Source organism: Embleya sp. L77, from assembly GCF_055557415.1.
The window spans coordinates 1,054,495-1,078,628 of sequence record NZ_CM145709.1; the positions used below are offsets into that span (position 1 = coordinate 1,054,495).

Below are 24,134 nucleotides of genomic sequence, written 5' to 3' on the forward strand. Positions count from 1 at the left end.
AGGCGAGGACCCACGAAAAGGGCCCCCGACCGGGGTGTTCCGAGTCCGCCGCGCGTCGGCGCGGCAGCCCCGGTCCCACTCCCGGTCGGGGGCCGTTCAGCCCGCGATCTCCTCCTCCAGCCAGGGCGGCAGGTCCAGCCGGCGGGCCACGCCGAGTTTGCGATAGACCCTGGTCAGGTGTTGTTCGACGGTGCTGACCGTGATGAACAACCGACGCGAGATCTCCCGGTTGGTCTGACCCTGTGCGGCCAGTGCCGCGACCCGGCGTTCGGCGTCGCTCAGCCCCGCGCCGGACTGTTCGTCGACGCCGGAGGGCGCCGCGACCATCGCGGGCGGCTCCGGCGCGCGCACCCGGCCGGACTCGCCGACCCGGCCGGACTCGCCGACCCGGCCGGACTCGCCGACCCGGCCGGACTCGCCGACCCGGCCGGACTCGCCGATCCGGGCCGGTTCGTGCAGCGGCGCCGGCTCCGGCGCCTCGGGTATCGCGCCGTCCCGGTCGGGTACCGCGGCCAGCCGCTCGGTCCGCACCAGGGTGCGCGGCGGTTCCGCCTGGCACATCTCGGCCAGGTGTCGGGCCCGCTGCGCCGCGCGCCGGGCCCGGCCGAACTCGCCCAGCTCGCGGTACGCGTCGCCCAGGTCGGCGAAGACCAAAGACAGCTCGAAGCGATCGCCACACGCCTGGAGTTCGCGGATCGCCTCCCACAACAGCGCGGGTCGACGACGCAGTTCGACGACCGAGGCCTGGACGCCCAGCGCGAGTCCGCGGGTGCGGGACGGCTCGTCGGGCAATCGGTCGAACTGCTCCGCGAGCAGTTCCCGAGCCGCTTCCGGGTCGCCCAGCCGCACGTGGGCGCGGGCCGCCTCGACCCGCCACGGCACGATCCCGGGCAGGTCCATCCGCCACGCCGTCATCAGCTCGCCGCAGGACATGAAGTCGTGCAGGGCCGCGTCGGGGCGGCCGGTGGCCAGGTTGTACCGGCCGCACGCGTGCAGGTAGTGCAGTCCGGCCGGGGTGCGGAACATGGCGCCCGGGACCGGCAGTTCCAGGTAGCGAGCGGCCTGCTCGTGGTCGCCCCGGGCCACCGCCGAGGAGATCCGCGCGGCCAGCGGGACGCCCACCGCAACCCCCCAGCCCTCCGGCACGATCCGGGTCAGCGCGGTCTTGGCGCTGTCCTCGGCGCCGAGCAGGTCGCCCTGACGGACCGCGATCTCGCCGAGCACCGCGGCGAGCAGGGCATGGGCGATCGGGCTGCGCCGGGCGGCGGCCCGGTCGATCAGCGCGACGCACCACTCCTGCGCCTGCGCGGCCCGATCGGCGTAGACGAGCGCGGTCAGCGTGGAGGTGAGCGACTCCACCGTGGCGTCCTCCAGGCGCGAGCCGCGCAGGATGCGTTCGGCGCGGTCGTAGACCTGGTCGCCGCTCAGCCGACCGGCCAGTACGGCGGTCAGCAGGTCCAGTCCCTCGATCCGGCCGATGGTCGCGGGCAGCGGGGACACCTCCGGTTCGGGCCCGGCCGGACCCGCGTCCCCGGCCGGATACCAGTACTTGAGCCAGGTCCGGGCGGCGCGGGCCTCGGCGGCGGTGACCCATGCGTCCGCCTCGCCGGGCGCGCAGGAGCGCCAACCGGCGTCGATCACGGCCTTGGCCTCGTCGAGTCGGCCGTACCAGGCCAGGTAGCGCACGCACACCAGCGCGTCGCGACCGCCGAGCCGGCCGTCCCGCACGGCGGTGGCCAGCCACGGCACGTGTCGGGCCGCGGCGGCCGGGTTGACCAGCCATTCCAGGCCGATCAGGAACGCCTTGATCGACACCCGGGTGCATTCGTCCGGCGCGATCCGTTCGGCCAGCTTGAGGTAGTCCACGGCGAGCCGCAGATCGCCCTCGGCGACCACCGTCTCGGCCGCCTCGCGCAGTGTGCGAACCGCCCACGGGGCGCGGAAGTCCCCGGCGCCCGCGAGGTGTTTGGCGACCGACTCGGAGGGGGCGCCGTCGATGTGCAGCAGGGTCGCCGCCCGGCCGTGCGCGCGCTCGCGATCCGGGCGGGTCATCGTGTCCAGCACCGCCGACCGGGCCCGGTCGTCGCGGAATCTGCCGCAGGCCACCAGGCCGGCGTCGTTGAGGGTGCGCGCCGCGCGGGTGGCCGTGGCGGGTTCGAGTTCGAGCAGCTCGGCCAGGCCCTCGGTGGTCTCGGATTCGCCGAGCACGGCCAGTCCGCGTGCGACCTGCACGGTGGCCGGGTCGAGCCGGTAGAGGCAGCCGACCACGGCCCGGCAGTACGCGTCCGCGACGGTGGGCCGCAACGGGCGCCGCGCCGGGTCGGAGCGCGCCCCGGGGCCCATGTCCTCCAGTAAGGCACGGACCAACAGCGGGTTGCCGCCGCTGAGTTCGAGCACGTCGGCGGACAGCCGGGCGGCCGCGACCGGGCCGAGGTGGTGGCCGAGCAATTCGGTGATCGGGCCCTTGCCGAGCAGTCCGAGGCGGATCCGCTGGTGGTGCGGCTGGCGTTCGACGTCCGCGGAGAACGCGGCGAAGGCGGCCGAGGGGGCGGCGGCGTGCTCGCGCTCGCCGAGCAGCACCAGAACCGCTGCGCTGCGGATCCGACGGATCAGGTGGGCCAGGAATTGCAGGGACACCGGGTCGGCGTGCTGGATGTCGTCCACCACCACCACGACCGGGTTCACCACGGCCAACGCCAGGATCACCGCGCACAGTTCGTGCACCGCGCGCACCGTGGTCGCATCCAACGCGTCGGTGCCGCCGAAGGCGGCGGTGTACGCGCCGTCGTCCAGGAGCCTGCCGATCCGCTGCGCGTCCGCGTCCGCCAGGGGCGCGGACTGGACCAGTTGGCGGACCACGCCGAGCGGGAAGTCCTGCTCCATCGGGGTGCCGACGGCGCGCAGGATGAGGGCGTCGTCGGTCGCGGCCCGATCGCCGAAGGTGTGCAGGAGGGCGGTCTTGCCGACCGCCACGGGTCCGCAGACGGTGGTCACGCCGCCGACGCCCGTCGCGCAGCGGGCCCGGGCGGTATCCAATCGGCTGAGTTCCTCGGTACGCCCCACGAAAAACACGTGCCACTCCCCCGGCGGAAATCCATGCGTTTCCGCGTGTTGAATTCGCTATTAACTCTGATTAATATTTCCCCACGCGCGTACCACGCCCGGTCCGCGGCGAGGCAGGATATCCACGCCTCGATACGACCGGGACGCACGATTTCGGGGCCCGGGGCGCCGGAGCCGCCGGGCATGCCGGCGAGCCCGAGGAGACCTCGGAAACGGAGAGGGATCGATCCGGTCCTGGTCGGATGTACGGGTGCGACGGCCATGCGCACCCGCTACCGGGCGCTCCCGGCACCGGGCAACACATGGGCCTCGACCCGACGAACGATCCCTACGACGACGGATTCAGCGACACAGTCCGCTGGACATGCGCGCGAGGTCCACGTCGAGGCGGGACACCAGGGCGAGTCGCGAGGCGCTCGCACCACGGGTCCCCTGCACGGCCATCTCCGAAGAAGAAGTAGAAAAGCTCTGAGTCGGTGATCCGGACTTTCGCTTCATAGCTGCACGGCAGTCTAGAAATCCGCTCGCGTCGCGTCAACACGAAGGTGTCGCGAAAGAAAGCCGACACCCGCACGCGCCGTTCGTCCCATTCTGCCGCGGGCCGGGCGTACGAATGCCGCCCGGGCGGACAACTCCGGCCAACATCCCGATCACGCGCGTACCGACAAGGGTCGGTAGGGGTTCGTTAGGGGTGCTGGGGGTCGGCGCGGCGCCACTACTTTCCTGGATGTGCCGGCGGCGGTCGTCGCTCCGCCCTGCGCCTCTTTCGCAGCACCTCCCACTCTCGACAGGACTCGACCATGCGCGTAATCCGACCACGTCTACCCGGAATCGTCGGTGCGGCCCTGGCCGCCGCGTTGGTCCTGTCCGCCTGTTCCGCCACCGCCGAGACCGGCAAGGCCGGCGCGGAGGCGGACGCGGGTCCGCCGGTCAAGGGCGGCTCCGCCACCGTGGCGATCAACACCGAGCCGACCTGCTTCGACATCCACGTCAGTCCGCAGGACATCACCGCGTCCATTCAGCGCAACGTCTTCGACTCGCTGGTCTCCGAGGACGATCAGGGCAACTTCCATCCCTGGCTCGCCACTTCGTGGGAGACCGCGCCTGACCTGACGAGCTACACGTTCAAGCTGCGCACCGACGTGAAGTTCACCGACGGCACCGCCTTCGACGCGAACGCGGTCAAGGTCAACTTCGACCGGATCGCGGCCAAGACCACCAAGTCCCAGTACGCGGCCAGTCTGCTCGGCCCCTATACCGGCGCCGAGGTGCTCGACCCGGCGACCGTCAAGGTCACCTTCGCCAAGCCGTTCGCGCCGTTCCTCCAGGCCGCGAGCACCGCCTACCTGGGCTTCTACTCGCCGCAGGCCCTGGCCGCGAGCGGCGACAAGTTGTGCGCGGGCGGTGCGCAACTGGTGGGCACCGGGCCGTTCAGGTTCGCGGCGCACACCAAGGGCCAGAGCCTGACCCTGGAGAACAATCCGGCGTACAACTGGGCGCCCGCCGGATCCAAGCACCAGGGCGCCGCCTACCTGGACAGGCTCACCTTCCGCTTCCTGCCCGAGGACTCGGTCCGGGTGGGTGCGTTCTCCGGCGGTCAGGTGGACATCGCCGGGTCGATCCCGCCGGTGAACGTCAAGAGCCTGGAGGGGCGCGCGGACGTACGCGTCCTGCGCCACGATTTCGCCGGCGCCGTGTACAGCCTGTTCCTGAACACCACCCGGGCGCCGTTCGACGACGAGCGGGTGCGCAGGGCGGTACAGCGCGGGATCAACATCGGGCCGAACATCCAGTCGATCTACTTCGACCAGTATCGGCGTGCCTGGGGCCCGCTGGGATCGGCCACACCCGCCTACGACAGGTCGCTGGAGAACAGTTGGCCCTACGACCCGGCGCTTGCCGGGCGGTTGCTGGACGAGGCCGGGTGGAGCGCGCGTGACGGCGACGGCTACCGGACCCGCGAGGGCAAACGACTGAGCGTGCAGTGGCCGAGTGCACCGGCGGCGGTACGCGAGCAGCGCGACATCCTGGCCCAGGCGGTGCAGGCGGACCTGAAGAAGATCGGCGTCGAGGTCCAGCGTCCGGCGCTGGACTTGGGCGCGTTCACCACGAACGCGTACGCCGGCAAGTATGACGTGCTGGACATGAGCTGGGCCCGGTTCGAGCCGGACGTGCTGCGGCTGTACTTCAACTCGGCGAACCTGCCCAGCGCCGGCGGACAGAACGCGGCCTGGCTGAGCAACCCGCAGATCGACGAGTGGACCAACGCGGCGGCGGCGACGCTGGATCGGCCCACCCGCGACCGGCTCTACGCACAGACCCAGGCGTGGGTGGTCGAGCACGCCGCGGTGGTGCCGCTCTACTCGGCCACCACACTGTTCGCGACCGGAAAGCAGATCAACGGGCTGCGGCTGGACCCGAATGCCTGGCCGCTGTTCCACGACGTGTGGACCGCACGGCGATGACCTCCGCCGTGACATCGATCGAGCCGGCCCGACTGCCGCGCGTATTGCGCGCGGTGGGCGGGCGGCTGGTGGCGATCGCCTCGGTGCTGCTCGGCGCCGCGACACTCGCGTTCGCCGGACTCAAGCTGTTGCCGGGCGATCCGGTGGCCACGCTGCTGGGCCCGCAGACCACCGCGTCTCCCGCCGTGCGCGCGCAAATCCGGGCCGACTACGGCTTCGACGATCCGCTGATCAGTCAATACCTGCACTATCTGGGCGAGTTGCTGCACGGTCGGCTGGGCGAGTCCTATCAGCTCCAGCAGCCGGTGTCCGCGCTGATCGGCGAGCAGTTCGGCTCGACCTTCGAACTGGCGATGGCTGCCCTGGTGTTGGCGGTGGCGATCGCGGTGGTCTCCGCGCTTGCCACCGCCGGGCGCCGGTCGGTACTGCGCTCGGCGCTCGGTGCCTGGGAGTTGGTCGCGGTCTCCACGCCGTCGTTCTGGCTGGGCATCGTGCTCCTGACCGTGTTCTCGTTCCGCCTGCAGTGGTTCCCGGTGGCCGGCACCGAGGGCATTCAGACACTGGTGCTGCCCGCGGTGACACTCGCCCTGCCGATCGCCGGCGTGCTGGCCCAGGTGTTCCGCGAGGGCTTGGAGAAGGCGCTGGCCGAGCCGTTCGTGGTCACCGCGCGAGCGCGCGGGCTGAGCCGGGGTGCGGTGCGGGTCCGGCACGCCTTCCGGCATGCGGCGATCCCGCTGCTGACCCTGTCGGGCTGGCTGACCGGCACCCTGCTGGGCGGCACGGTGCTGGTCGAGAAGGTCTTCGCCCGGCCCGGCATCGGCGCCCTGACACTGCAGTCGGTGAACACCAAGGACATGCCGGTGGTGATGGGCGTCGTGCTGCTGGCCGCCCTGGTCTTCGTGCTCATCTCGCAACTCACCGACGTGCTCTACGCCGTCGTCGACCCCCGGCTGCGGAAGGGATGAGCGAATGAGCGAGACCCTGGCACCCGGGAAACGGCGAGTCCGGATCCGCCGGCGCGCCGCCCCGCGTCCGAGCGTCGTGGTGGCGCTCGCCGTCCTGGTGCTGTTCGCGCTGATCGGGCTCGCGCCCGGCCTGTTCACCGGCACCTCACCGATCGAGACCGATCCGCTCGCCGCTCTGCGGGGACCCGGCGCCGAGCACTGGTTCGGCACCGATCAACTCGGCCGCGACGTGTTCGCCCGGGTCCTGCACGGCGCCCGCCCCTCCCTGCTGCTGGGCCTGGGCGCCACCGCATTCGCCCTGGTCGGCGGCACCGTCTGGGGGCTGCTCTCGGCGCTCGGCGGCCGGGCCGCCGATCAGCTCTGCATGCGCCTGGCCGACATCATGTTGTCGCTGCCCGAGTTGTTGCTCGCGCTGTTCGTGGTCACCCTGCTCGGCCGCGGCACCGTGGACGTGATGGTCGCGGTGGCCGTCGCGGCGATGCCCGGCTACGCACGCCTGGTTCGCGCCGAGGCGCTCGTGGTGCGGCGTTCGGGATACGTCGAGGCGGCGGCCGGCCTGGGTCTGCGCCGACCCGTGCTGATCGTGCGGCATGTGCTGCCCAATGCGATCGGGCCGCTCCTGGTGCTGGGCACGGTCGGCTTCGGCACGTCGCTGATCTATGCGTCCGGGCTCAGCTTCCTGGGCCTGGGCGCGCAACCGCCCTCACCCGAATGGGGCGCGATGCTCTCCGAGGGGCGCGGCTTCCTGGAGACCGCGTGGTGGATCGGGGTCTTCCCCGGCGCCGCGGTCACCTGCGCGGTGATCGCGGTGAACGTGGCCGGTCGGCATGCCCGTACCCGTTTCGCCGGAGGGATTCCCCGATGACCAGCACTGCCCCGACCGAGCCGCTGCTCGTCGTGGACGGACTCGACGTCGCCTTTCCCGGCCGAGAACCGGTGGTGCGCGACGTGTCGTTCACCCTCGCACGCGGCGAATGCCTGGCCGTGGTCGGCGAGTCCGGCTCCGGGAAGAGCGTCACCGCGCGCACCCTGGTCGGACTCACCGGCGGCGGGGCCCGGGTGACCGCCCGCCGACTCGCCTTCGCGGGCACCGACCTGAGCAGGCTGTCCGAATCGCGCTGGCGGGCGCTCCGGGGCCGCCGGATCGGCCTGGTCCTCCAGGACGCGCTGGTCTCGCTCGACCCGCTGCGCACGGTCGGCGCGGAGGTCGCCGAGGCGCTGCGCACCCACGCGGTGGTACCACGCGCTCGGGTCGGCGATCGTGTGCTCGAACTCCTGGACGACGTGGGCATCCCGGATCCGGCGCGCCGCGCGAGGCAGTATCCGCACCAGCTCTCCGGCGGCCTGCGCCAGCGCGCCCTGATCGCATCCGCGCTGGCCGGCGGCCCCGAACTGCTGCTCGCGGACGAGCCGACCACCGCGCTCGACGTCACCGTGCAGGCCCAGGTGCTCGCCCTGTTGGGCCGACTCAAGGAGCAGGGCACCGCCGTGTTGCTGATCAGCCACGACCTGGCCGCGGTGGCCCGGCTGGCGGACCGGATCGCGGTGATGCACGCGGGAAGAATCGTCGAACAGGGGCCCGCCGAACGGGTCCTGACCGAGCCGGAGCACACCTATACCCGGGCACTGCTCGCGGCGGTGCCGTCGGGCCACGCGAAGGGGACCCGGCTGTCCGCACCGGTCGGCCCGACCCGGGTCGCGGTGCCCGCCGCGCCGCCGGTGGGCGCGGTGCTGCTGGAGGCGACCGGGATCGGCAAGCGCTTCCGCGGCCCGGACGGGACCCGGCACCACGCGGTGCGGGACGTGTCGTTCGAGTTGCGGGCGGGCGAAACCCTGGGCGTGGTGGGCGAGTCCGGGTCCGGCAAGACCACGGTCGCGCGGATCGTGCTGGGTTGGGAACGTCCCGATGCGGGCGTGGTGCGCTTTCGCGACGTGCCCTGGAGCGAGTTGCCCGAATCCGCGCGGCGCGCCTCGCGCGGCCGGATCCAGGCCGTACAGCAGGACCCGCTCGGCTCGTTCGACCCCCGGTATCCGGTCGCCCGCATCCTCGGCGAGGCGGTCGCCGCGGCGGGGCTGCCGGGCGGCCGGCTGCGCTCCACCCGCGCCGCGCATCGCGCCCGGGTTCTCGAACTCCTCGATCAGGTCGGCCTGTCCACGGATCTGCTGGATCGGCGACCGCGCGACATGTCCGGCGGCCAGCGGCAACGGGTGGCCATCGCCCGGGCCTTGGCACCGTCGCCCGAGTTGATCGTGTGCGACGAGCCGGTGTCCGCGCTGGACGTGTCCATCCAGGCGCAGATCCTGGACCTGCTCGCCGATCTGCGGGCCGAGTTGGGCCTGGCGCTGCTGTTCATCTCGCACGATCTGGGTGTGATCCGGCACGTGAGCGATCGCATCCTGGTGATGAAGGACGGCCGGGTGGTGGAAAGCGGCGACGCCGAGCGGGTGTTCACCCGGCCCGAGGCGCCCTACACGCGCGAGTTGCTGGCCGCCGTACCGCGCCCGATTGCGGCGGTTGGGGCGGGGGCGGGGAAGGTTGCCGGGGTGGCGGAGGCGCCCGGGGAAACAGTGGCGCGGGGTGCGCAGGTGGCGTCCGGAGCGGCGGTCGAGACGGTCGGCGCGGCGACGGCCGGCGAGGTGGCGGACGCGGCGGGTCCGGCGAGTCCGGCAGGCCCCGGGGAGCCGGAGGCGCGCGGTGGGCGGGTGCTCAGTGGCGGGGCCGCGTCGTGATCGCTGTGCCCTCGCGCGGGGCGAACGCGCGCAGGAACGTGGTCACCCCGGCGGTGACCGCGCGATCGAGGGCCGCGTCGTCCACCGGCCGGGTGCCCAGCGCGGTGAGCGTGGGCAGGTCGCCGGAGATCAGCGCCAGGAACTGGTTCGCGGCGGTGACCGGGTCGTCGATGTCCAGGTGTCCGCCGTGCGCGAGCCGGGCCAGCCGGCCGGCCAGGGCGTCGATGATCTGGACGGTGCCACCCTCGCGGATGGTGTCGTACAGGTCCGGGAAGCGCGCCGCCTCGGCGTACACCAGCCGCTGGAGCGCCCAACCCTTCTCGCCCGCCTGACACTGCACGACGCGGTGTGCGATCGCGGTCAGCCGCGAATGCAACTCCTCGGCATCGGTGGGGAACGCCTCCAGCGCGGCCAGGATCCGGCCGCTGGACTCGATCGCGGCCTCGACCATGACGGTGCGGAAGAGGTTCTCCTTGCCGCCGAGGTGGTTGTAGATGGTCGGCTTGGACACGCCGGCCTCGGCGGCGATCGCATCGATGCCGGCCTGCGTGTAGCCCTCGCGGGTGAACACCGCCTCGGCGGCGGCCAGGATCGCCCGACGCTTGTCGATCCGGCCGCGCGTGGTGCCGTGGGCAGGAGGGGGCGCGGACGCGGACGCGCGGGTTGTCGTCGGATCCGCCGCCGACGGTCCCGTGGGCACTGATCCGGTCGTTGTCGATCCGCTCGTTGCCGATCCGGTCGTCGCCGATCCCGCTGCCGCTCGGCCCGCGGGCGTGGTCCGTGCCGCCGTGTCGCCGGCCGCTCGCGTCGCCGTTCTCTTCGTTCCCTCGACCATGTTGCGACGCTACCAGACGTGCTGTTAATTTTTACTCGCGAGTTTAGTTAACTGATCTCATCGGTAACTTGGAGGCATTCATGGCCACCGCACCCCCCGACCCCGAGACCAAAATCGACGGGCCACTCCTGCGTCTGATGCTGGTGATGCTGCTCGGCGGCGTGATGGGGATCCTGGACACCACGATCGTCAACGTCGGCATCGACACCCTCGGCGAACACTTCGACGCACCGCTCGAGACCATCGAATGGGTGGCCACCGGCTACCTGTTGGCCCTGGCCGCGACCGTGCCGTTGGCCGGCTGGGCCGCCGGCCGATTCGGCGGCAAGACGGTGTGGCTCACCGGTCTGACCGTCTTCCTGGCCGGCTCGGCGTTGTCCGCGATCGCCTGGAACGCGGAGAGCCTGATCGCGTTCCGGGTGCTCCAGGGCATCGGCGTCGGTGCGCTGGAGCCGACCCTGCTGACCATGCTGGCCCTGGCCGCCGGGCCCAAGCGGGCGGGCAAGATGATCGGCATCGTCGGCGCCGTGGTCACCCTGGGTCCGATCCTGGGCCCGGTCCTCGGCGGCGTCCTGCTCGAACACGCGAACTGGCGCTGGATGTTCATCATCAACCTGCCGATCGGCGTGGTCGCCCTGGCGCTCGCCTACCGGCAGATCCCGGCCGATCCGCCGCGCGAGGGCGAGCCGCCGCCGCTGGACGCACGCGGCATCTCGCTGCTGTGCCCCGGCTTCGCGGCCGTCGTCTACGGCCTCTCCCAGGCCGCCGGCGACAGCGGCTTCGGCGCACCGCGGGTGATCGCGGCGCTGGTCGCGGGCACCGCGCTGATCGTCGGCTACGTGCTGCACGCGCTGCGCACCGAACACCCGCTGATCGACGTGCGGTTGTTCCGGATCCGCGGCTTCGCGGGCGGCATCGGCGCGGTGTTCCTGACCGGCATCCTGCTGTTCTCGCTGCTGTTCCTGATCCCGCTGTACTACCAGGTGGCACGCGACCGCGGCGTGATGGCGGCCGGCCTGCTGCTGGTGCCGCAGGGCGTCGGCGTGTGGATCGGCATGCCGATCGCCGGCCAACTGTTCGACAAGATCGGCGCCCGCGCGCTGATCCCGTTCGGCGGCGTGCTGGCCGCGCTCGGCATCCTGGGTTTCAGCACCGCCGACGCCGGTACGAACACGGCGATCCTGGTGGGCTATTCGCTGGTGACCGGCGCGGGCCTGGGCTTCGTCGGCGCACCCGCGATGTCCTCCGTGTTCGGTTCGGTGGCCCCGGAGTCGGTGCCCAGCGCGACCGCGGCCGTGTACCTCGGCAACCAGATCGGCGGCACGCTCGGTATCGCCATCGCCGCACTGGTCCTGCAGAAGCGCACCGAGAGCCACGCCGTGGTGCCCGCGTTCCAGGGCACCTTCACCTACCTGATCGCCATCGCGGTGGTGGTCGGCGCGGTCGGACTGCTGCTGCGCCGCGCACCGGCCGCGCCCACGGCCGCCGAGCCGGACACGGCCACGTTGCCGGCGGAGGGCACGCGGCTGCCGGAACCGGTCCGCCAGGAGGTCTGATCGGCCGCGGATCCGAGCCCGAGCCCGAATCCGGCCCGCGATCGCCCGGGCGGCGCGCGGACCGGACCTGTACACACGCGCTGGGGTGCGGAAGGGCAGGGTGCGGGGGACGCGGCGTGGGGACGCGGGGCGGGGGGTGGCGGGCGTGCGGTCGGTACGGGCGCGGAGGCACTCGTCGGTGCGGCGCGGGATCGGCCGGCCGGGTCGATCCCGCTTCGCCCCCGCGCCGGTCTCCGCGTCCGCCTCCGCGTCGACCGCCGCACCCACCCCGCCCGAAAGATTCCTCGCGTGCGGAGCGTGAGGATTCGCCGGCCGCGGTGTCCCACGGAGGCAGGATCCGGCGGGGGCCGGGTCACCTCGGGGGGACGCCATGCAGGAAACCGTGCACAACGGCAATCAACCGGACGGTGATATTCCGGTTGATCCGGGCAAAGACCCTTCGACCGCCCGGCAGGACAGCGAACGCCCGCCCCTGGATGGGCAAACGACGGTTTCTCGGGTGTCGCTCGATCGCCCGACGGACCGGGAGGCGACGGACCTCCGGAAAGCGGACCCGCACAAGACGGACCTCCGGAAAGCGCACCCTCGCAAGCCCGACCAACCGATGACGGGTCGTCAAGCACCCGCGTCCGCGCCGGAACCGACCGGTCTGCTCTACGACCTGATCCGCTGGCCGATCCGAATCATCGCGGTGATGGTGCTGCTGCCCACCCGATTGGCATGGGAACTACTCAAGGTCCTGGCCCGGGACACCCGGGACCGGATCGTGTTCCCCGCCGGTCGGCTCCTGGTGGGGCTGGGGCGCGCACTCAAGGTCGCCGTGTGGGACTGGCTCCTGGTCCCGATCGTGCGGACGATCCTGGCCGTCGGGCGCCGGCTCGACACGTGGCTGTGGAGGCTGATCCTCGTCCCGCTCGCGAAGGCCGTGCGGGCCGGTGTGTTCGCGGTGGGCCGGGGGTTGCGGTGGTTGGCCGTCGACGTGTCGTGGCGCGGGCTGCGGCTGTTCGGCCGGTATGCCGTCGTGCTGCCGCTGCGCTGGGTCCGGACTGCGCTGCTGCGTCCGCTCGGCACCGGGTTGATCGCACTCGCCCGCTTCACGATCCGCGTCGCCGGCATGCTGGGCACCGCACTCGCACGCGCCCTGTACCTGCTTCTGGTGGTGCCCGCCCGCTGGGGTTGGCGGGCCGCCCGGGTGATCGGTCGCGGCTTCGCACGGTGGCTCCACTACGTACTGATCGTGCCGCTGAAATGGCTGGGGCGCGGGGTCGTGGCCATTGCGCGGGTCGGCCGACGTGCCCTGGTCGCGCTCGGGCGGGGCGTGGGCTTCGTGCTCCGGCACGCCGTGTCGAGGCCGGCCGCGTGGGTATGGCGCGGCCTGGTCCGCGGAGCCGCCCTGATCCGACACGGCCTGCTCCTGGGCGCCCGGATCGCCGAACGTGCGCTCTACCTCGGCCTCGTCGTCCCGATCCGCTGGGCCGGCCGCGGCACGCTGCGTGCACTGCGGCTCGCCGGGCGCGGCCTCGCGATGATCGGGCGCGGCATCGCAATCGTGTTCGAGATGGCCGTCGCCCGACCGGTGGTCTGGGCCTGGCATCGGGTCGTCCGCCTCGTCCGAGCCCTCGGTCGGGCCCTCGGCTGGGCGCTGCGCTTCCTGATCGTGCTGCCGCTGCGCTGGGCCGGCCGCAAGACCGTGATCCTGGTCCGGCTGATCGGTCGGGCGCTGCGCTTCCTCATCGTGCTGCCGCTGCGCTGGGCGGGGCACAAAACCGTGATCCTGGTCCGACTGATCGGCCGAGCCCTGCGCTTCCTGATCGTGGTGCCGGCGCGCTGGGTCGGCCGCAGGACCATGTCGGCGGGCCGGTCGCTCGGCCGGGGACTGCACTTCGCGACGGTCCGACCGGCGATCCGTGTCGGGCGCCGTACGGTGCTCCTGGGTGGCGCGACCGCTCGGGCGCTGCGCGTGCTGATCCGGCGACCGCTGGTGCGGGCGAGGACGGCGGTCCTGACACCGGCCTCTCGCGCACTCGCACACGCCTGGCGCGCGACGCTCGAACCGGTCGGCGCGATCTCACGCACCGTCTGGGCGCAATCCCGCCAGGCCGGCCGCGACGTGCGCCGCGCACTGTCGTTCGGCATGAGGTCGTCCGACAAGTAGCCGTGCGGCCTGCCGGCGCAACCCGCAACCCGCAACCCGCGGCGCGCGGCGCGCGGCGCGCGGCGACGAGACCGCGCCGGGACCGAAGCTGCCCGGGAATCGCACGGCCGGCCCTCGACAACACCCATACCCGACCCGTACCAATGCCCGCATTTAGGCTTGAAGCGCCCCCGCCCCGCCCCGACCATGGGGTGTCCATTGCCTGCAGCGGCTTCTGGAATGGGGCCAAATCTCGTTGAATGTCGTCGTGGATACGAATGTGGCGACGATTCGGCGTGTGACGACGGTGGCGGACGTGATCGCGGCCGGGGACCTCTTCGACGACCCGGTACGCCCGGACTGGGCGGCCCGCTTCCTGGGCGAGGCCGGGCATCACATCCTGCTCGCCTACGTGGGCGCCACCCCGGTCGGGATGGTCACCGGCGTCGAGACGACGCACCCGGACAAGGGCACCGAGATGTTCCTGTACGAACTGGCCGTCGCCGACGATCACCGGCGCCACGGCGTCGGCCGCGCGCTCACCGAGGCGCTGGCCGAGCTGGCCCGCAAACGCGGCTGCTACGGCATGTGGGTCCTCACCGACCGCGACAACGAGGCCGCCGTCGCGACCTACCGCTCCGCCACGGCCGACACCGAGTCAGACCACGTCATGTTCGCCTGGACCTTCGACACCTGAGCCGGCACGCCCACCCGTGTCGGGCCGGCCGAATCGGGCACAGGTATCCGCGAGACCGGTCGGCCGGCTCCGGTTCCGGACGCGTCGGCCATCCGCCCCGCGGGGTGCTCGACGACCCGGTCGAGCCCTCGCGACGCTCCGAGGAAGCAGGTGCATGCCATGGCCCAGGTCGTGCGTGAGGTCGAGCGCAAATATGTCGCGCCGGATGGGGTCGGTGTGCCCGACTTCGCCGGGATGTCGGACGGGGTGCGAGTCGAGGTCGGCAAGACCGTCGAGCTGGACGCGATGTACTTCGACACGCCCGGTCTGGCGTTGGCCGCGCGCGGGATCACGCTGCGCCGACGAACCGGGGGCGCGGATGCCGGGTGGCATCTGAAGCTGCCTGCCGGGGTGGACGCGCGGGACGAGGTACGGGAGCCGCTGGGCGCGTCCGAGCGGGAGGTGCCGGACGGGCTCGCGGTGCGGATCCGGGCGTACACGCGCGGCGGCGAGCCGGTGCCGACGGTGCGGCTGCGGACCGTGCGCGAGGTGCGGATCGTCCGGGCGGGCGGGCCGACCCTGGCCGAGATCGCACACGACACGGTGACCGCCGAGGTGTTCGTCGGGCCGGGTATGACCACGATGTCCTGGACCGAGGTCGAGGTCGAACTGGTGGACGGTGATCCGGCGCTGCTGGACGCGCTGGATCGGCGGCTGACCAAGGGGGGTTGGCGGCGCTCCGAGGCGGCGTCCAAGCTCGGGCACGCGCTGGCCGAGGCGGGCCTGCGGCCGGAGCGCCGGATCGCGAGGCCGCGCGCGGGAAGCGCCGGCGCGGTGGCGCTGGACTACGTCCGCGAGCAGGTGGAAACGCTGCTCGCCTACGACCCCCGGGTGCGCCTGGACGAACCCGACGCGGTGCACAAGATGCGGGTCGCCACCCGGCGGCTGCGCAGCGCGTTCCGGGTCTTCTCGCGTGTGCTCGACGAGCGGGTGACCGGCATCCTGGGCGCCGAACTCAAGTGGCTTGCGTCAGAGTTGGGTCGGGCTCGGGACCAGGAGGTGCTGGTCGAACGGCTGCGCGAACGCATCGCCGCGCTGCCCGCCGAGGCGGTACTCGGCCCGGTGGAGGCCCGGCTGACCGCCTGGGACGCGCGGCGCCGCGCCGAGGCCCGGGTCCGGATCCTCGCCGAACTCGACGGCGCACGCTACTTCGCCCTCCTGGACGCGCTGGACGTCCTGCTCGCCCGGCCGCCGTTCACCGCCCGGGCGGGCCAACCGGCCCGCCGTCCGGCCGCGGCCGCCCTGCGCCGCAGCGATCGGCGGATCTCCAGGCGGGCCCGGGTCGCGCTGCGCTCCCCCGCCGGGCGGGCCCGCGACACGGCTCTGCACGAGGTGCGCAAGGCCGCCAAACGGGTCCGCTACGCGGGCGAGGCCACCCGCCCGGCGCTGGGCAAACCCGCCAAGCGGCTCACCAAGCGGGCCAAGCGGATCCAGAGCCTGCTGGGCACGCACCAGGACAGCGTGCAGACCCGCAAGGCCCTGCGCCGACTGGCCATCGCGGCCCACGGCGCGGGCGAGAGCTCCTTCACGTGGGGCCTGCTCTACGGCGAGGAGGTCGCGCTCGCGCAACGCATCGAGGAGGAATTCCCGAGCCAGTGGGCCGACTTCGCCCGGCCGCGACTGCGCCGGGGTTTGTAGCCGCCGCTCGGCCCGGTCCTCGCCCCGTCCGGGTACCGCGCAAGTCACGAGTCGGGCGTTCCGCTTTTGGGTTGCCGGCCCAACCGCTACGGTCGGTCCAGCGCAAATGGGGCGGGCGCGCGACTGCGCGCACCGAGGGTGTGGGATCCAGGGGTGGGCATGGACGACTGGCGTTTCGACGTACCTACGAGCGGCAGCAAGCACCTGCCCCCGGATCCCGGGTACATCAAGGGACTGGCCAGTCAGGGCTACCGCTTCGAGGAGGCCGTGGCCGACCTGGTGGACAACTCGATCGACGCCGGCGCCTCGGATGTCGTCGTGCACTTCCAGCGCACCGGTGACCTGCTGACCTCGTTGGTCGTCGTGGACAACGGACGCGGGATGACCGAGGCCGAGTTGGACACCGCGATGACGGTGGGCAAGCGGCGCGCGTACGGCGACAAGGCGCTCGGCATGTTCGGGATGGGCCTGAAGGCGGCGTCCTTCAGCCACGCGGAGAGCGTCACGGTGATCAGCCGCGCCAAGCGGGCCGGCACGGTGGGCCGGCGCTGGCGTACCGAGCAGGCGCAGGAGAGCTTCCAGTGCGACATCGTCGAGCTGGAGTTCGCCAAGCGCTTCCTGGACCTGTACGACGAGTACGTGATGTGGAACGGCACCGCGGTGCGCTGGGACGGCGTCCGCGATTTCCCCGCACGCGGTGACGCCGGACAGACCGACATCTACCTCACCAAGACCATGCGTTCGCTGGCCGACCATCTCGGCCTGCACCTGCACCGCTTCCTCGCCGACGGGCGGATCCGGATCACCATCGCGGTCTCCGGCACCGACGACGCGACGCCGCCGATGACCTGGCAGGTCCAGGGCGTGGACCCGTTCGGCTATCCGATCTCCGGACTGCCGGGCTACCCGCGCACGTTCACCACCACCCTGGACGGGGTGGGCGCACTGGAGCTGACCGCCCACGTGTGGACACCGCGCTCCAACGCCGAGCAATTCCGCCTCCCCGGCGGCGTCCTGGCCCGTCAGGGCCTGTACGCCTACCGCAACGACCGACTCGTGCAGGCCGGTGGTTGGCACGGGCTGCGTCAGGGCGAGCAGCACCTGTCGCTGGCCCGGATCGAATTCGATCTGCCGGCCGAGTCGGAGCAGGCGTTCGGACTCACCGTCAAGAAGGCCGAACTACAGCCGATCCCGGGCTTCGTGGACGCGGTCGAACGCGCCACCGACGCCGACGGGCGCACCTTCCTGGAGTTCCTGAAGGACGCCGAGGGGGCCTACCGCCAGGCCCGTACCACCACCCGCGAGCGCAAGGCGGTGCTGCCGCCCGGGAAGGGCTTCGCCCCGGAGCTGCGTGCCGCGATCGAGGAGGAACTCCCCTTCGTACCGGGCGAGGAGCCGATCGAGGTGCGCTGGGCGCCGCTGGGCGGCGACGTGTTCTTCGCGATCGACCGCGAGGAGCGCCGACTGTTGCTGAACAAGCAGTTCCGCGCCGCGCTGCTGGGCGGCCGACGCGGCGGCCTCAACGACGTGCCGGTGCTCAAGACGCTGCTGTACCTGCTGATGAACGAGGCGTTCACGGGCGAGCGGATCGGCCCGCGGGTCAAGGACAACCTGGACCTGTGGCAGTCGCTGCTGCTGACCGCGGTCAAGAGCGAGACCGCCAAGTACGGCTCCGAGGGCGCCTCGTGAGCCCGGACCGTCGCAGCAGGCACCTGAGCTGCGACGCGCTGCGCGACCACCTCGACAACCGGATGCCGATGCTGATCCCGGTCGAGGGCGATCCGCCGCTGTACTGGCACCTGGAGGCGGGCGGCCTGCGCCCGGCCCTGCGCATCCCGGTCCCGCCCGGCACGAAGGCGCCGCGGCTGGGGACACAGGGGATTCGGGCGGTGTGTGTGCTGGATGGGGGTGCGCAGTTCCTCCACGTCTTCATCGAACAGACCAAGCTGCTCCGCGAGTTCCACATCGTGTGTTGTGAGATCGCGGATCGTGTCCAGGAGGATGGGGTCGCTCCGGTAGCGGCCGTGCAGACGACAGTGATGGCCTGGCGCAAGCTGCTGGCCCGAGGTCGGCAGATGTCGCTCGAAGAGGAGATCGGCCTCTTCGGCGAACTGCTCACGCTGATCGGCCTGGCAGCGGCCCGGGGTTGGCACGCGGCCGTCGACGCGTGGCAGAACCCGAAGTGCGCGGACCACGACTTCACGGTCGGCCCGTACGACATCGAGGTCAAGACCGTCGCCGGGCGGGCCCGCGTGCACACGATCCATGGGCTGACCCAGCTCACGCCGCATGCGGATCGACCACTGTGGTTCGTCTCGCACATGGTCGAGGAGAGCGACGCCGGTCGCACCGTACTCGGTTTGATCGAAAGCATCCGCTCGGCCATCCGCGCGGAAGCTCCGGGGGCCCTGGAGGACTTCGACGCCCGGCGTCTACTGGTCACCGCCGGCGGGCACGCGATTCCCCGCGAGCATCGTTGGGCGCCGGCCGGGGCCACGCTCGCATTCCCGGTGGACGCGGACTTTCCTCGGCTGACCCAGAGCCTCCTCCAGACCCTGCCCGAGTCCCTCACGGTGCGCATCGTCGACATCGACTACCGCATCGACGTCGCCGATCTGATCCCCTCGATCGCCCCCTCCCCGGACGGACTCGACCGTACCGTCGACCTGGGCACGTTGCCGCCCGACGTCGCGTCGGGCCTGTCCGACCCGCACGACCCGAAGGACGGGCACCGGTGACCGACGACCTCGCGCTGCTCGCACTGCACCGGGCGGCCTTCGGCGGCATGGCCACGGGCCCCAGGAACCTGGCGAAGGCGCTGGCCTACCAGGCCGAGGAACACGGTGGGCCGCTCCCCGACCTCGGCGAGCCGGCGCTGCGCCGCCGACTGCACCACGCGCACCCGGACGACCCGTTGCTGATCCTGTGGCGCGACCGGCTCAGCCGCTGGGACTTCGCCGACGGTGAGACCGCCTCGAACACCGAGGAACGCCGCGCCGCCACCTACCAGGCCCTGGGCCTGGAACCCGCGACCCGCGAACTCCTGGATCGACGCGCACCGTTCGCGCGCGGAAGCGGCGCCGTGGTGATCACCGACGAGGGCTGCGATCCCTGGTACACCCAGGATGTGGCCCGACACCACAGCCATTACTGGGACGCCTATCGAGACACCCTGCTCGGCAAGAAGTGGGCTCCGGAGGCCGTCGCCGCACTCGATCGCGACACGACCCGCGTGGTCGAACGACTCGCCGACCCGGCCGGGGAACAGCCGTACCAGTCCAAGGGCCTGGTGGTCGGCTACGTACAAAGCGGCAAGACCGCCAACTTCACCGGTGTCGTCGCCAAGGCGATCGACGCGGGCTACCGCCTGGTGATCGTGCTGACCGGCACCATCGAGGCGCTGCGCGCGCAGACCCAGCGCCGGTTGGACATGGAATTGGTCGGCGTCGAGAACATCTACTACGGCCAGGATCCGGATGCGGGCACCCTCGCGTTCCGCGACTACGACTACCTGGACGACCGGGACCGGCTGGACGGCAAGTTCCTGCGGCACGGTGCGCTGCCGTCCCGGCTCGGCGGCTTCGACATCGTGCGACTGACCCGGCATCAGGACGACTATCAGGCGCTGCGTCAGGGGCTCAGCGCGCTGGAGTTCGAGAAGGCCGACCGGTTCACCCCGCTGTACGCGCCGGAGAACCTGCACCGTAGTTCGGCCCGGCTGATGGTGGTCAAGAAGAACGCCTCGGTGCTCAAGAAGCTGGTCAAGGACCTCGGCCGGATCAAGACCGAGCGCGGCGAGATCCCCACGCTGATCATCGACGACGAGTCCGATCAGGCGTCGGTGAACACCTCGGACCCGAGGAAGTGGGCCCAGGACCAAGTTCAGCGCACCGCGATCAACGGGATCATCTCGGAACTGCTCGGCATGTTGCCGCGCGCCCAGTACGTCGGCTACACCGCGACCCCGTTCGCCAACGTGTTCATCGATCCGGCCGACGCCGAGGACATCTTCCCCAAGGACTTCGTCATCTCGCTGGATCGCCCGGCCGGCTACATGGGCGTCGCCGACTTCCACGACATCGACTCCACGATCCCCGCCGACGAGCGCACGGTGGCCAACTCGGCCGGTCTCGCCCACGTACGGTCGGTCCGGCCGCTGCACGATGACGACGACACGGACCTGTGCACCGCGATCGACATGTTCGTGTTGACCGGCGCGATCAAGTTGTTCCGCGAGGACTACGGCCTCGGCGCCGACCACTTCCGGCATCACACCATGCTCGTGCACGAGTCGGTGAAGACGCATGTACACCGGGACCAAGCCGAGTTGATCAACGCCATCTGGCGCCGCGCGGGCTACCTCGGCTCGGGCGCGCAGGCCAGGCTGCGCCGGCTGTACGAGCAGGACGTGCGACCGGTCAGCGAGGCACACGCGGCGGGCGCGGCGATCCCCGGGTCGTACGCCGACATCGCGCCGTACATCGGCATCGCCGCGATGCGGATCGAGGACTCGATCGGCAGTCCGGTGGTGGTGATCAACGGTGACAAGGAGATCGAGCAGCGCACCGCGGACTTCGACCGGCAGAAGGTCTGGCGGATCCTGGTCGGCGGCGCCAAGCTCTCGCGCGGCTTCACCATCGAGGGCCTGACCGTCTCCTACTACCGGCGCAAGACGCTCGCCGGCGACACACTCATGCAGATGGGGCGCTGGTTCGGTTTCCGGAAGAACTATCGCGACCTGGTTCGGCTGTACATCGGCCGGGACGAGGGCGGTCGCAACGGCGACCTGTACGAGGCGTTCGAGGCGATCTGTCGCGACGAGGAGGAATTTCGCGACCAACTCCGGCTGTACGCCGAACTCGTCGACGGCGCTCCCCAGGTGACCCCGGCACAGATCCCGCCACTGGTCACCCAGCGGCTGCCGTGGCTCAGACCGACGGCACGCAACAAGATGTTCAACGCGGAGTTGGTGGAGACCCGGTCGCCGGGGTTGTGGGTGGAGCGTTCGGGATATCCGACGAAGCCGGCCGACCTACGGCACAACGTCGAGCGGTTCGCCCCGGTGATCGCCGCGCTGGACCGGGGGCAGGTCGAGTTGGCCTTTCCCGTGGAGGATCGACTGCGCCGGTTCCCGGCATACCTCGGTCGGATCACGAATACGCGGCTACTGCCCGTGTTGCGTGAGCTGCGCTGGTCGGATCCGGGCCAGTTCGGCCCGGACCTGGTGTACCTGGAGAACCCCAGGATCGCCGACCACATCGAGGACTGGGTCGTGATCGCGCCGCAACTCCATGATCCCGATCGCGCGTCGGTGACCCTGCACGGCTTCGGCCCGCTCGCGGTGGTCAGCCGAAACCGACGTACGGGCACGTTGTTCAACAAGGTGAGCTTTCCGCCGCATCGTTACGCGGCCCGGCGCATCGCCGGTAGTGGACCTTCGATCGGCGACCCGGTCGCCGACGGCCTGGTCGCGCCGCGTCGTGGCTGCCTGCTGATCTACCCGACCATGGAGCCGGACCGGAACGAACTCGTGATGGCCTTCGCCCTGGTCCCGCCCAGCAGCGCGGTCTCCCCGGACCGCCGCCTCGTCGCCTTCCGCGCCAAGGACTCCTCCCGGGCCGCCTCCGCGATCGTGGCGGCGCCGGCCTGACCGCCGCCCGACCTGCCCGAACGGGGCGGCCCACCTCCCGGTGGCGCCGCCCCGTTCATGCCCTGCTCCGACGCCCGGGCCCGGCCGTCGGATCGTGGTCCTAGTGCACCCAGAGCGACCAGAGGGTGCCGCCGTTGTTGAGACAGAGGTACACCGGGCCGTGTGCCGGTGCGGCGGCGCGGCCGGCCGCGTCGCAGGACGCCTGCGACGGGTAGTAGCCGTAGAAGATGAAGCTGCCACCCGGGGCCGGGTCCGCCATCGCGGGCTGCGCGGCAGCCCCCACGCCCAACAACGCCGCGGTCAACGCGACACCCGCCATAGCCTTGCGCATGTGCTCGACTCCATTTCTCGCCCCGAGGGCAACTCGGTTTGCTGGAACGGTAATTCGGTCGTGCTGTCGTGCCGGCGCGCACCCTGAAAAGCTAGCCGGTGGCCTGGACCCGAGCAATAGGTCTATACCAATTGAATCGATCCACACGTTTCTCACACGTTCGGTGGACGACGCCGACCCGCACCGGCCGGAATGGTTCGCCGACCGTGCCGGTTGTCCGAAGGACGTCCGGCGGCGCCACGACCGCCGGCGACACCCAAGGAGATGCGCATGTCGACACCCCCGCGGGGTCACCTCGTGACGACCGTGCACAGCACGCAGACCGTGACGGTCGAGATCGACGGCGAGATCGTCGCCCGATCCGAGCGACCGGTCGTGCTCTTCGAGACCGGGCTGCCGATCCGGTACTACCTCCCGCCGGACGACGTGGAGTTGACCCGCTTCGAGCCCACCGACACCCACACCACGTGCCCGTTCAAGGGCGAGGCCTCCTACTGGACCTACCTGGGCAACGGCGACACCGGCCCGCGGACCGACGTGGCCTGGGAGTACCCCGACCCGATCGACGCCGTCCCCGCCATCGCCGGGCACCTGTGCTTCTACGACACCGTCGCCCGGATAACCGTCGAGGGCGAGCCGCCGGCACCGCCGGCCTGACCCGCGACGCCACACGTACGCACGCACACGCACACGCCGCACACGCTGACGTACCGAAACGACCGCGGGGCGGGCCCGCCGAGGCCGCTCCTGGGCCCGCCCGCCCCGCGCCCGGACTCAGCAGCCCAGGTTGCTGCCGGCACTCGTGCCAAGGATCGCCACGAACGACTGGTAGCGGTTGATCCGGCTCTGCACCTGCGCCGGATTGCCGCCGTTGCACTCCAATGCGCCGTTGATGCTGCGGATCGTCTCACCGAAGCCCGCCCCGTTGACCATCGCGTTGTGCGGGGTCATCGTGCCGGGGCCGTTCTGGGTGTTCCAGTACCAGAGGCCGGTCTTCCAGGCGACGGCCGGATCGGTCTGGACCAGGTTGGGATTGTTGAGCAGGTTGATGCCCAGCGCGTCGCCGGCCGCCTTGTAGTTGAAGTTCCAGCTCAGCTGGATCGGACCGCGCCCGTAGTAGGCGGCCTGCCCGGCCGGGCAGCCGTACGGCTGATTGGCGTCGCAGTAGTGCGGGTAGTTCGCGGTGTTCTGCTCGACGATGTACACCAGACCGCCGGTCTCGTGGCTGACGTTGGCCAGGAACGCCGCCGCCTCCTGCTTCTTGACCGTGTCGCTGCCGGTGTTGGCGAAGCCCGGGTAGGCGCTCAGCGCGGCGGTCAGGCCGGCGTAGGTGTAGAACGGGTTCCGGCTCGGGAACATCTGGTTGAACTGCGCCTCGCTCACCACGAAGTCGCCGGGGTTGCCGCCGTTTCCGCCCGTGCTTCCACCGGTGGTCGAGCCGCCGGTGGTCGAGCCGCCGCAGGTGAACGGCTCCCAGAACCAGGTGCTGATCACCGGGTCGTAGCCCGGGTTGGCGTTCTTCGCCCGGTAGAGGTTTCCGTTGCTGTAGCGCACCACGTCACCGACCGAATAGGACGTGCCGGCAACCCAGTTCGGGAACGTACAGGTACCGCCGCCACCCCCGGTGGAGCCGCCGGTCGCGCCGCCCGTGGTCGTGCCGCCGCCACCGCCGCACGAGCCCTGGTCCGCCCAGACCGCCGTGGTTCCGGGCACCTCGCCCTGGGTCCACCACTTGGCGCCCCAGTTGTGTCCGTTGTACGAGGCGGTCGCGCCGCCCGTATAGACGGCCGACGAGTTCCATCCGGTCGCACAACTCGCCGCGGACGCGGTCGAGGCGAACGGCAGCACCGCCGCCAACGCCCCGATCACCACGATGGCCAACAGGAACGCCACGATCCGTTTTCTCGCCATGGAAAGCCCACTCCCTCGCACAGGACGACACACTGCGCGTGATCGACGGAAGTACCGATACACGTACTTCGATGGCCGTACCGGGACCGGCGCTTGCCTCGATCGAGGCCCCTGGACGGG

General features: G+C 71.5%; 16 protein-coding genes. 12 read left to right on the plus strand and 4 right to left on the minus strand.

Annotated features, from left to right (window positions below; genetic code table 11):
- Positions 1-96: 96 nt before the first annotated feature.
- Positions 97-3,072 carry a helix-turn-helix transcriptional regulator gene (locus ACZOOI_RS04195; RefSeq protein ID WP_465279458.1) on the minus strand — a complete coding sequence of 992 codons (2,976 nt, stop codon included), beginning with the start codon at positions 3,070-3,072 and terminating at the stop codon, positions 97-99.
- 791 nt (positions 3,073-3,863) lie between these two features.
- Here ACZOOI_RS04195 and ACZOOI_RS04200 point away from each other — a divergent pair.
- From ACZOOI_RS04200 to ACZOOI_RS04215, 4 genes are read left to right on the plus strand one after another with little or no spacing between them, the layout of a single operon-like run.
- The gene (locus ACZOOI_RS04200) at positions 3,864-5,528 is read left to right on the plus strand and encodes an ABC transporter substrate-binding protein (protein WP_465279459.1); all 1,665 of its coding nucleotides are present in this window, start codon (positions 3,864-3,866) and stop codon (positions 5,526-5,528) included.
- Positions 5,525-6,493 carry an ABC transporter permease gene (locus ACZOOI_RS04205; protein ID WP_465279460.1) on the plus strand — a complete coding sequence of 323 codons (969 nt, stop codon included), beginning with the start codon at positions 5,525-5,527 and terminating at the stop codon, positions 6,491-6,493. Before ACZOOI_RS04200 ends, ACZOOI_RS04205 begins: the two co-directional genes overlap by 4 nt.
- Positions 6,494-6,497: 4 nt before the next feature.
- Positions 6,498-7,358: an ABC transporter permease gene (locus ACZOOI_RS04210; protein WP_465279461.1), complete on the plus strand. Its 861-nt coding sequence runs from the start codon at positions 6,498-6,500 to the stop codon at positions 7,356-7,358.
- A complete protein-coding gene (locus tag ACZOOI_RS04215) occupies positions 7,355-9,223 on the plus strand; it encodes a dipeptide ABC transporter ATP-binding protein (protein ID WP_465279462.1) in 1,869 nt (622 codons plus the stop codon). The genes ACZOOI_RS04210 and ACZOOI_RS04215 overlap by 4 nt, the downstream gene beginning before the upstream one ends.
- On the opposite strand, the gene ACZOOI_RS04220 is transcribed toward ACZOOI_RS04215, so the two are convergent.
- Positions 9,201-9,923 (minus strand): TetR/AcrR family transcriptional regulator, encoded by a 723-nt coding sequence (locus tag ACZOOI_RS04220; RefSeq protein ID WP_465279463.1) that lies wholly within the window; start codon positions 9,921-9,923, stop codon positions 9,201-9,203. The two genes, ACZOOI_RS04215 and ACZOOI_RS04220, sit on opposite strands and share 23 nt — an antisense overlap.
- 215 nt (positions 9,924-10,138) lie before the next feature.
- On the opposite strand from ACZOOI_RS04220, the gene ACZOOI_RS04225 reads away from it, so the two are divergent.
- The 7 genes from ACZOOI_RS04225 to ACZOOI_RS04255 all read left to right on the plus strand — a co-directional run bounded on the left by ACZOOI_RS04225 (position 10,139) and on the right by ACZOOI_RS04255 (position 21,772).
- Complete coding sequence (locus ACZOOI_RS04225; protein WP_465279464.1) at positions 10,139-11,614, plus strand: DHA2 family efflux MFS transporter permease subunit; 1,476 nt, start codon at positions 10,139-10,141, stop codon at positions 11,612-11,614.
- A 604-nt stretch (positions 11,615-12,218) separates the two neighbouring features.
- Entirely contained in the window at positions 12,219-13,769 is a 1,551-nt protein-coding gene (locus ACZOOI_RS04230) for a hypothetical protein (protein ID WP_465279465.1), read from the plus strand.
- A gap of 277 nt (positions 13,770-14,046) precedes the next feature.
- Complete coding sequence (locus ACZOOI_RS04235; RefSeq protein ID WP_465279466.1) at positions 14,047-14,445, plus strand: GNAT family N-acetyltransferase; 399 nt, start codon at positions 14,047-14,049, stop codon at positions 14,443-14,445.
- Between the two features lie 159 nt (positions 14,446-14,604).
- On the plus strand, positions 14,605-16,122 hold the full coding sequence (locus ACZOOI_RS04240) for a CYTH and CHAD domain-containing protein (RefSeq protein WP_465279467.1): 1,518 nt from the start codon (positions 14,605-14,607) through the stop codon (positions 16,120-16,122).
- A gap of 159 nt (positions 16,123-16,281) precedes the next feature.
- On the plus strand, positions 16,282-17,811 hold the full coding sequence (locus ACZOOI_RS04245; protein ID WP_465279468.1) for an ATP-binding protein: 1,530 nt from the start codon (positions 16,282-16,284) through the stop codon (positions 17,809-17,811).
- Positions 17,808-18,860 (plus strand): PD-(D/E)XK motif protein, encoded by a 1,053-nt coding sequence (locus ACZOOI_RS04250; protein WP_465279469.1) that lies wholly within the window; start codon positions 17,808-17,810, stop codon positions 18,858-18,860. The genes ACZOOI_RS04245 and ACZOOI_RS04250 overlap by 4 nt, the downstream gene beginning before the upstream one ends.
- Positions 18,857-21,772, plus strand: coding sequence for a Z1 domain-containing protein (locus ACZOOI_RS04255; protein ID WP_465279470.1), 2,916 nt, complete (start codon positions 18,857-18,859; stop codon positions 21,770-21,772). Before ACZOOI_RS04250 ends, ACZOOI_RS04255 begins: the two co-directional genes overlap by 4 nt.
- Positions 21,773-21,872: 100 nt before the next feature.
- Here ACZOOI_RS04255 and ACZOOI_RS04260 read toward each other — a convergent pair whose 3' ends face one another.
- Positions 21,873-22,103 (minus strand): hypothetical protein, encoded by a 231-nt coding sequence (locus tag ACZOOI_RS04260; protein ID WP_391585091.1) that lies wholly within the window; start codon positions 22,101-22,103, stop codon positions 21,873-21,875.
- Between the two features lie 270 nt (positions 22,104-22,373).
- Here ACZOOI_RS04260 and ACZOOI_RS04265 point away from each other — a divergent pair, with 270 nt between their 5' ends.
- The gene (locus ACZOOI_RS04265; RefSeq protein ID WP_465279471.1) at positions 22,374-22,760 is read left to right on the plus strand and encodes a DUF427 domain-containing protein; all 387 of its coding nucleotides are present in this window, start codon (positions 22,374-22,376) and stop codon (positions 22,758-22,760) included.
- A 117-nt stretch (positions 22,761-22,877) separates the two neighbouring features.
- On the opposite strand, the gene ACZOOI_RS04270 is transcribed toward ACZOOI_RS04265, so the two are convergent.
- Positions 22,878-24,014 carry a glycoside hydrolase family 19 protein gene (locus ACZOOI_RS04270; protein WP_465279472.1) on the minus strand — a complete coding sequence of 379 codons (1,137 nt, stop codon included), beginning with the start codon at positions 24,012-24,014 and terminating at the stop codon, positions 22,878-22,880.
- Positions 24,015-24,134 lie beyond the last annotated feature (120 nt).

Bases quoted from the DNA above. Each gene is read 5' to 3' on its own strand.
- ACZOOI_RS04200 (WP_465279459.1), top strand. From the start codon at position 3,864: ATGCGCGTAATCCGACCACGTCTACCCGGAATCGTCGGTGCGGCCCTG.
- ACZOOI_RS04205 (WP_465279460.1), top strand. From the start codon at position 5,525: ATGACCTCCGCCGTGACATCGATCGAGCCGGCCCGACTGCCGCGCGTA.
- ACZOOI_RS04210 (WP_465279461.1), top strand. From the start codon at position 6,498: ATGAGCGAGACCCTGGCACCCGGGAAACGGCGAGTCCGGATCCGCCGG.
- ACZOOI_RS04215 (WP_465279462.1), top strand. From the start codon at position 7,355: ATGACCAGCACTGCCCCGACCGAGCCGCTGCTCGTCGTGGACGGACTC.
- ACZOOI_RS04225 (WP_465279464.1), top strand. From the start codon at position 10,139: ATGGCCACCGCACCCCCCGACCCCGAGACCAAAATCGACGGGCCACTC.
- ACZOOI_RS04230 (WP_465279465.1), top strand. From the start codon at position 12,219: ATGACGGGTCGTCAAGCACCCGCGTCCGCGCCGGAACCGACCGGTCTG.
- ACZOOI_RS04240 (WP_465279467.1), top strand. From the start codon at position 14,605: ATGGCCCAGGTCGTGCGTGAGGTCGAGCGCAAATATGTCGCGCCGGAT.
- ACZOOI_RS04245 (WP_465279468.1), top strand. From the start codon at position 16,282: ATGGACGACTGGCGTTTCGACGTACCTACGAGCGGCAGCAAGCACCTG.
- ACZOOI_RS04260 (WP_391585091.1), bottom strand. From the start codon at position 22,103: ATGCGCAAGGCTATGGCGGGTGTCGCGTTGACCGCGGCGTTGTTGGGC.
- ACZOOI_RS04265 (WP_465279471.1), top strand. From the start codon at position 22,374: ATGTCGACACCCCCGCGGGGTCACCTCGTGACGACCGTGCACAGCACG.
- ACZOOI_RS04270 (WP_465279472.1), bottom strand. From the start codon at position 24,014: ATGGCGAGAAAACGGATCGTGGCGTTCCTGTTGGCCATCGTGGTGATC.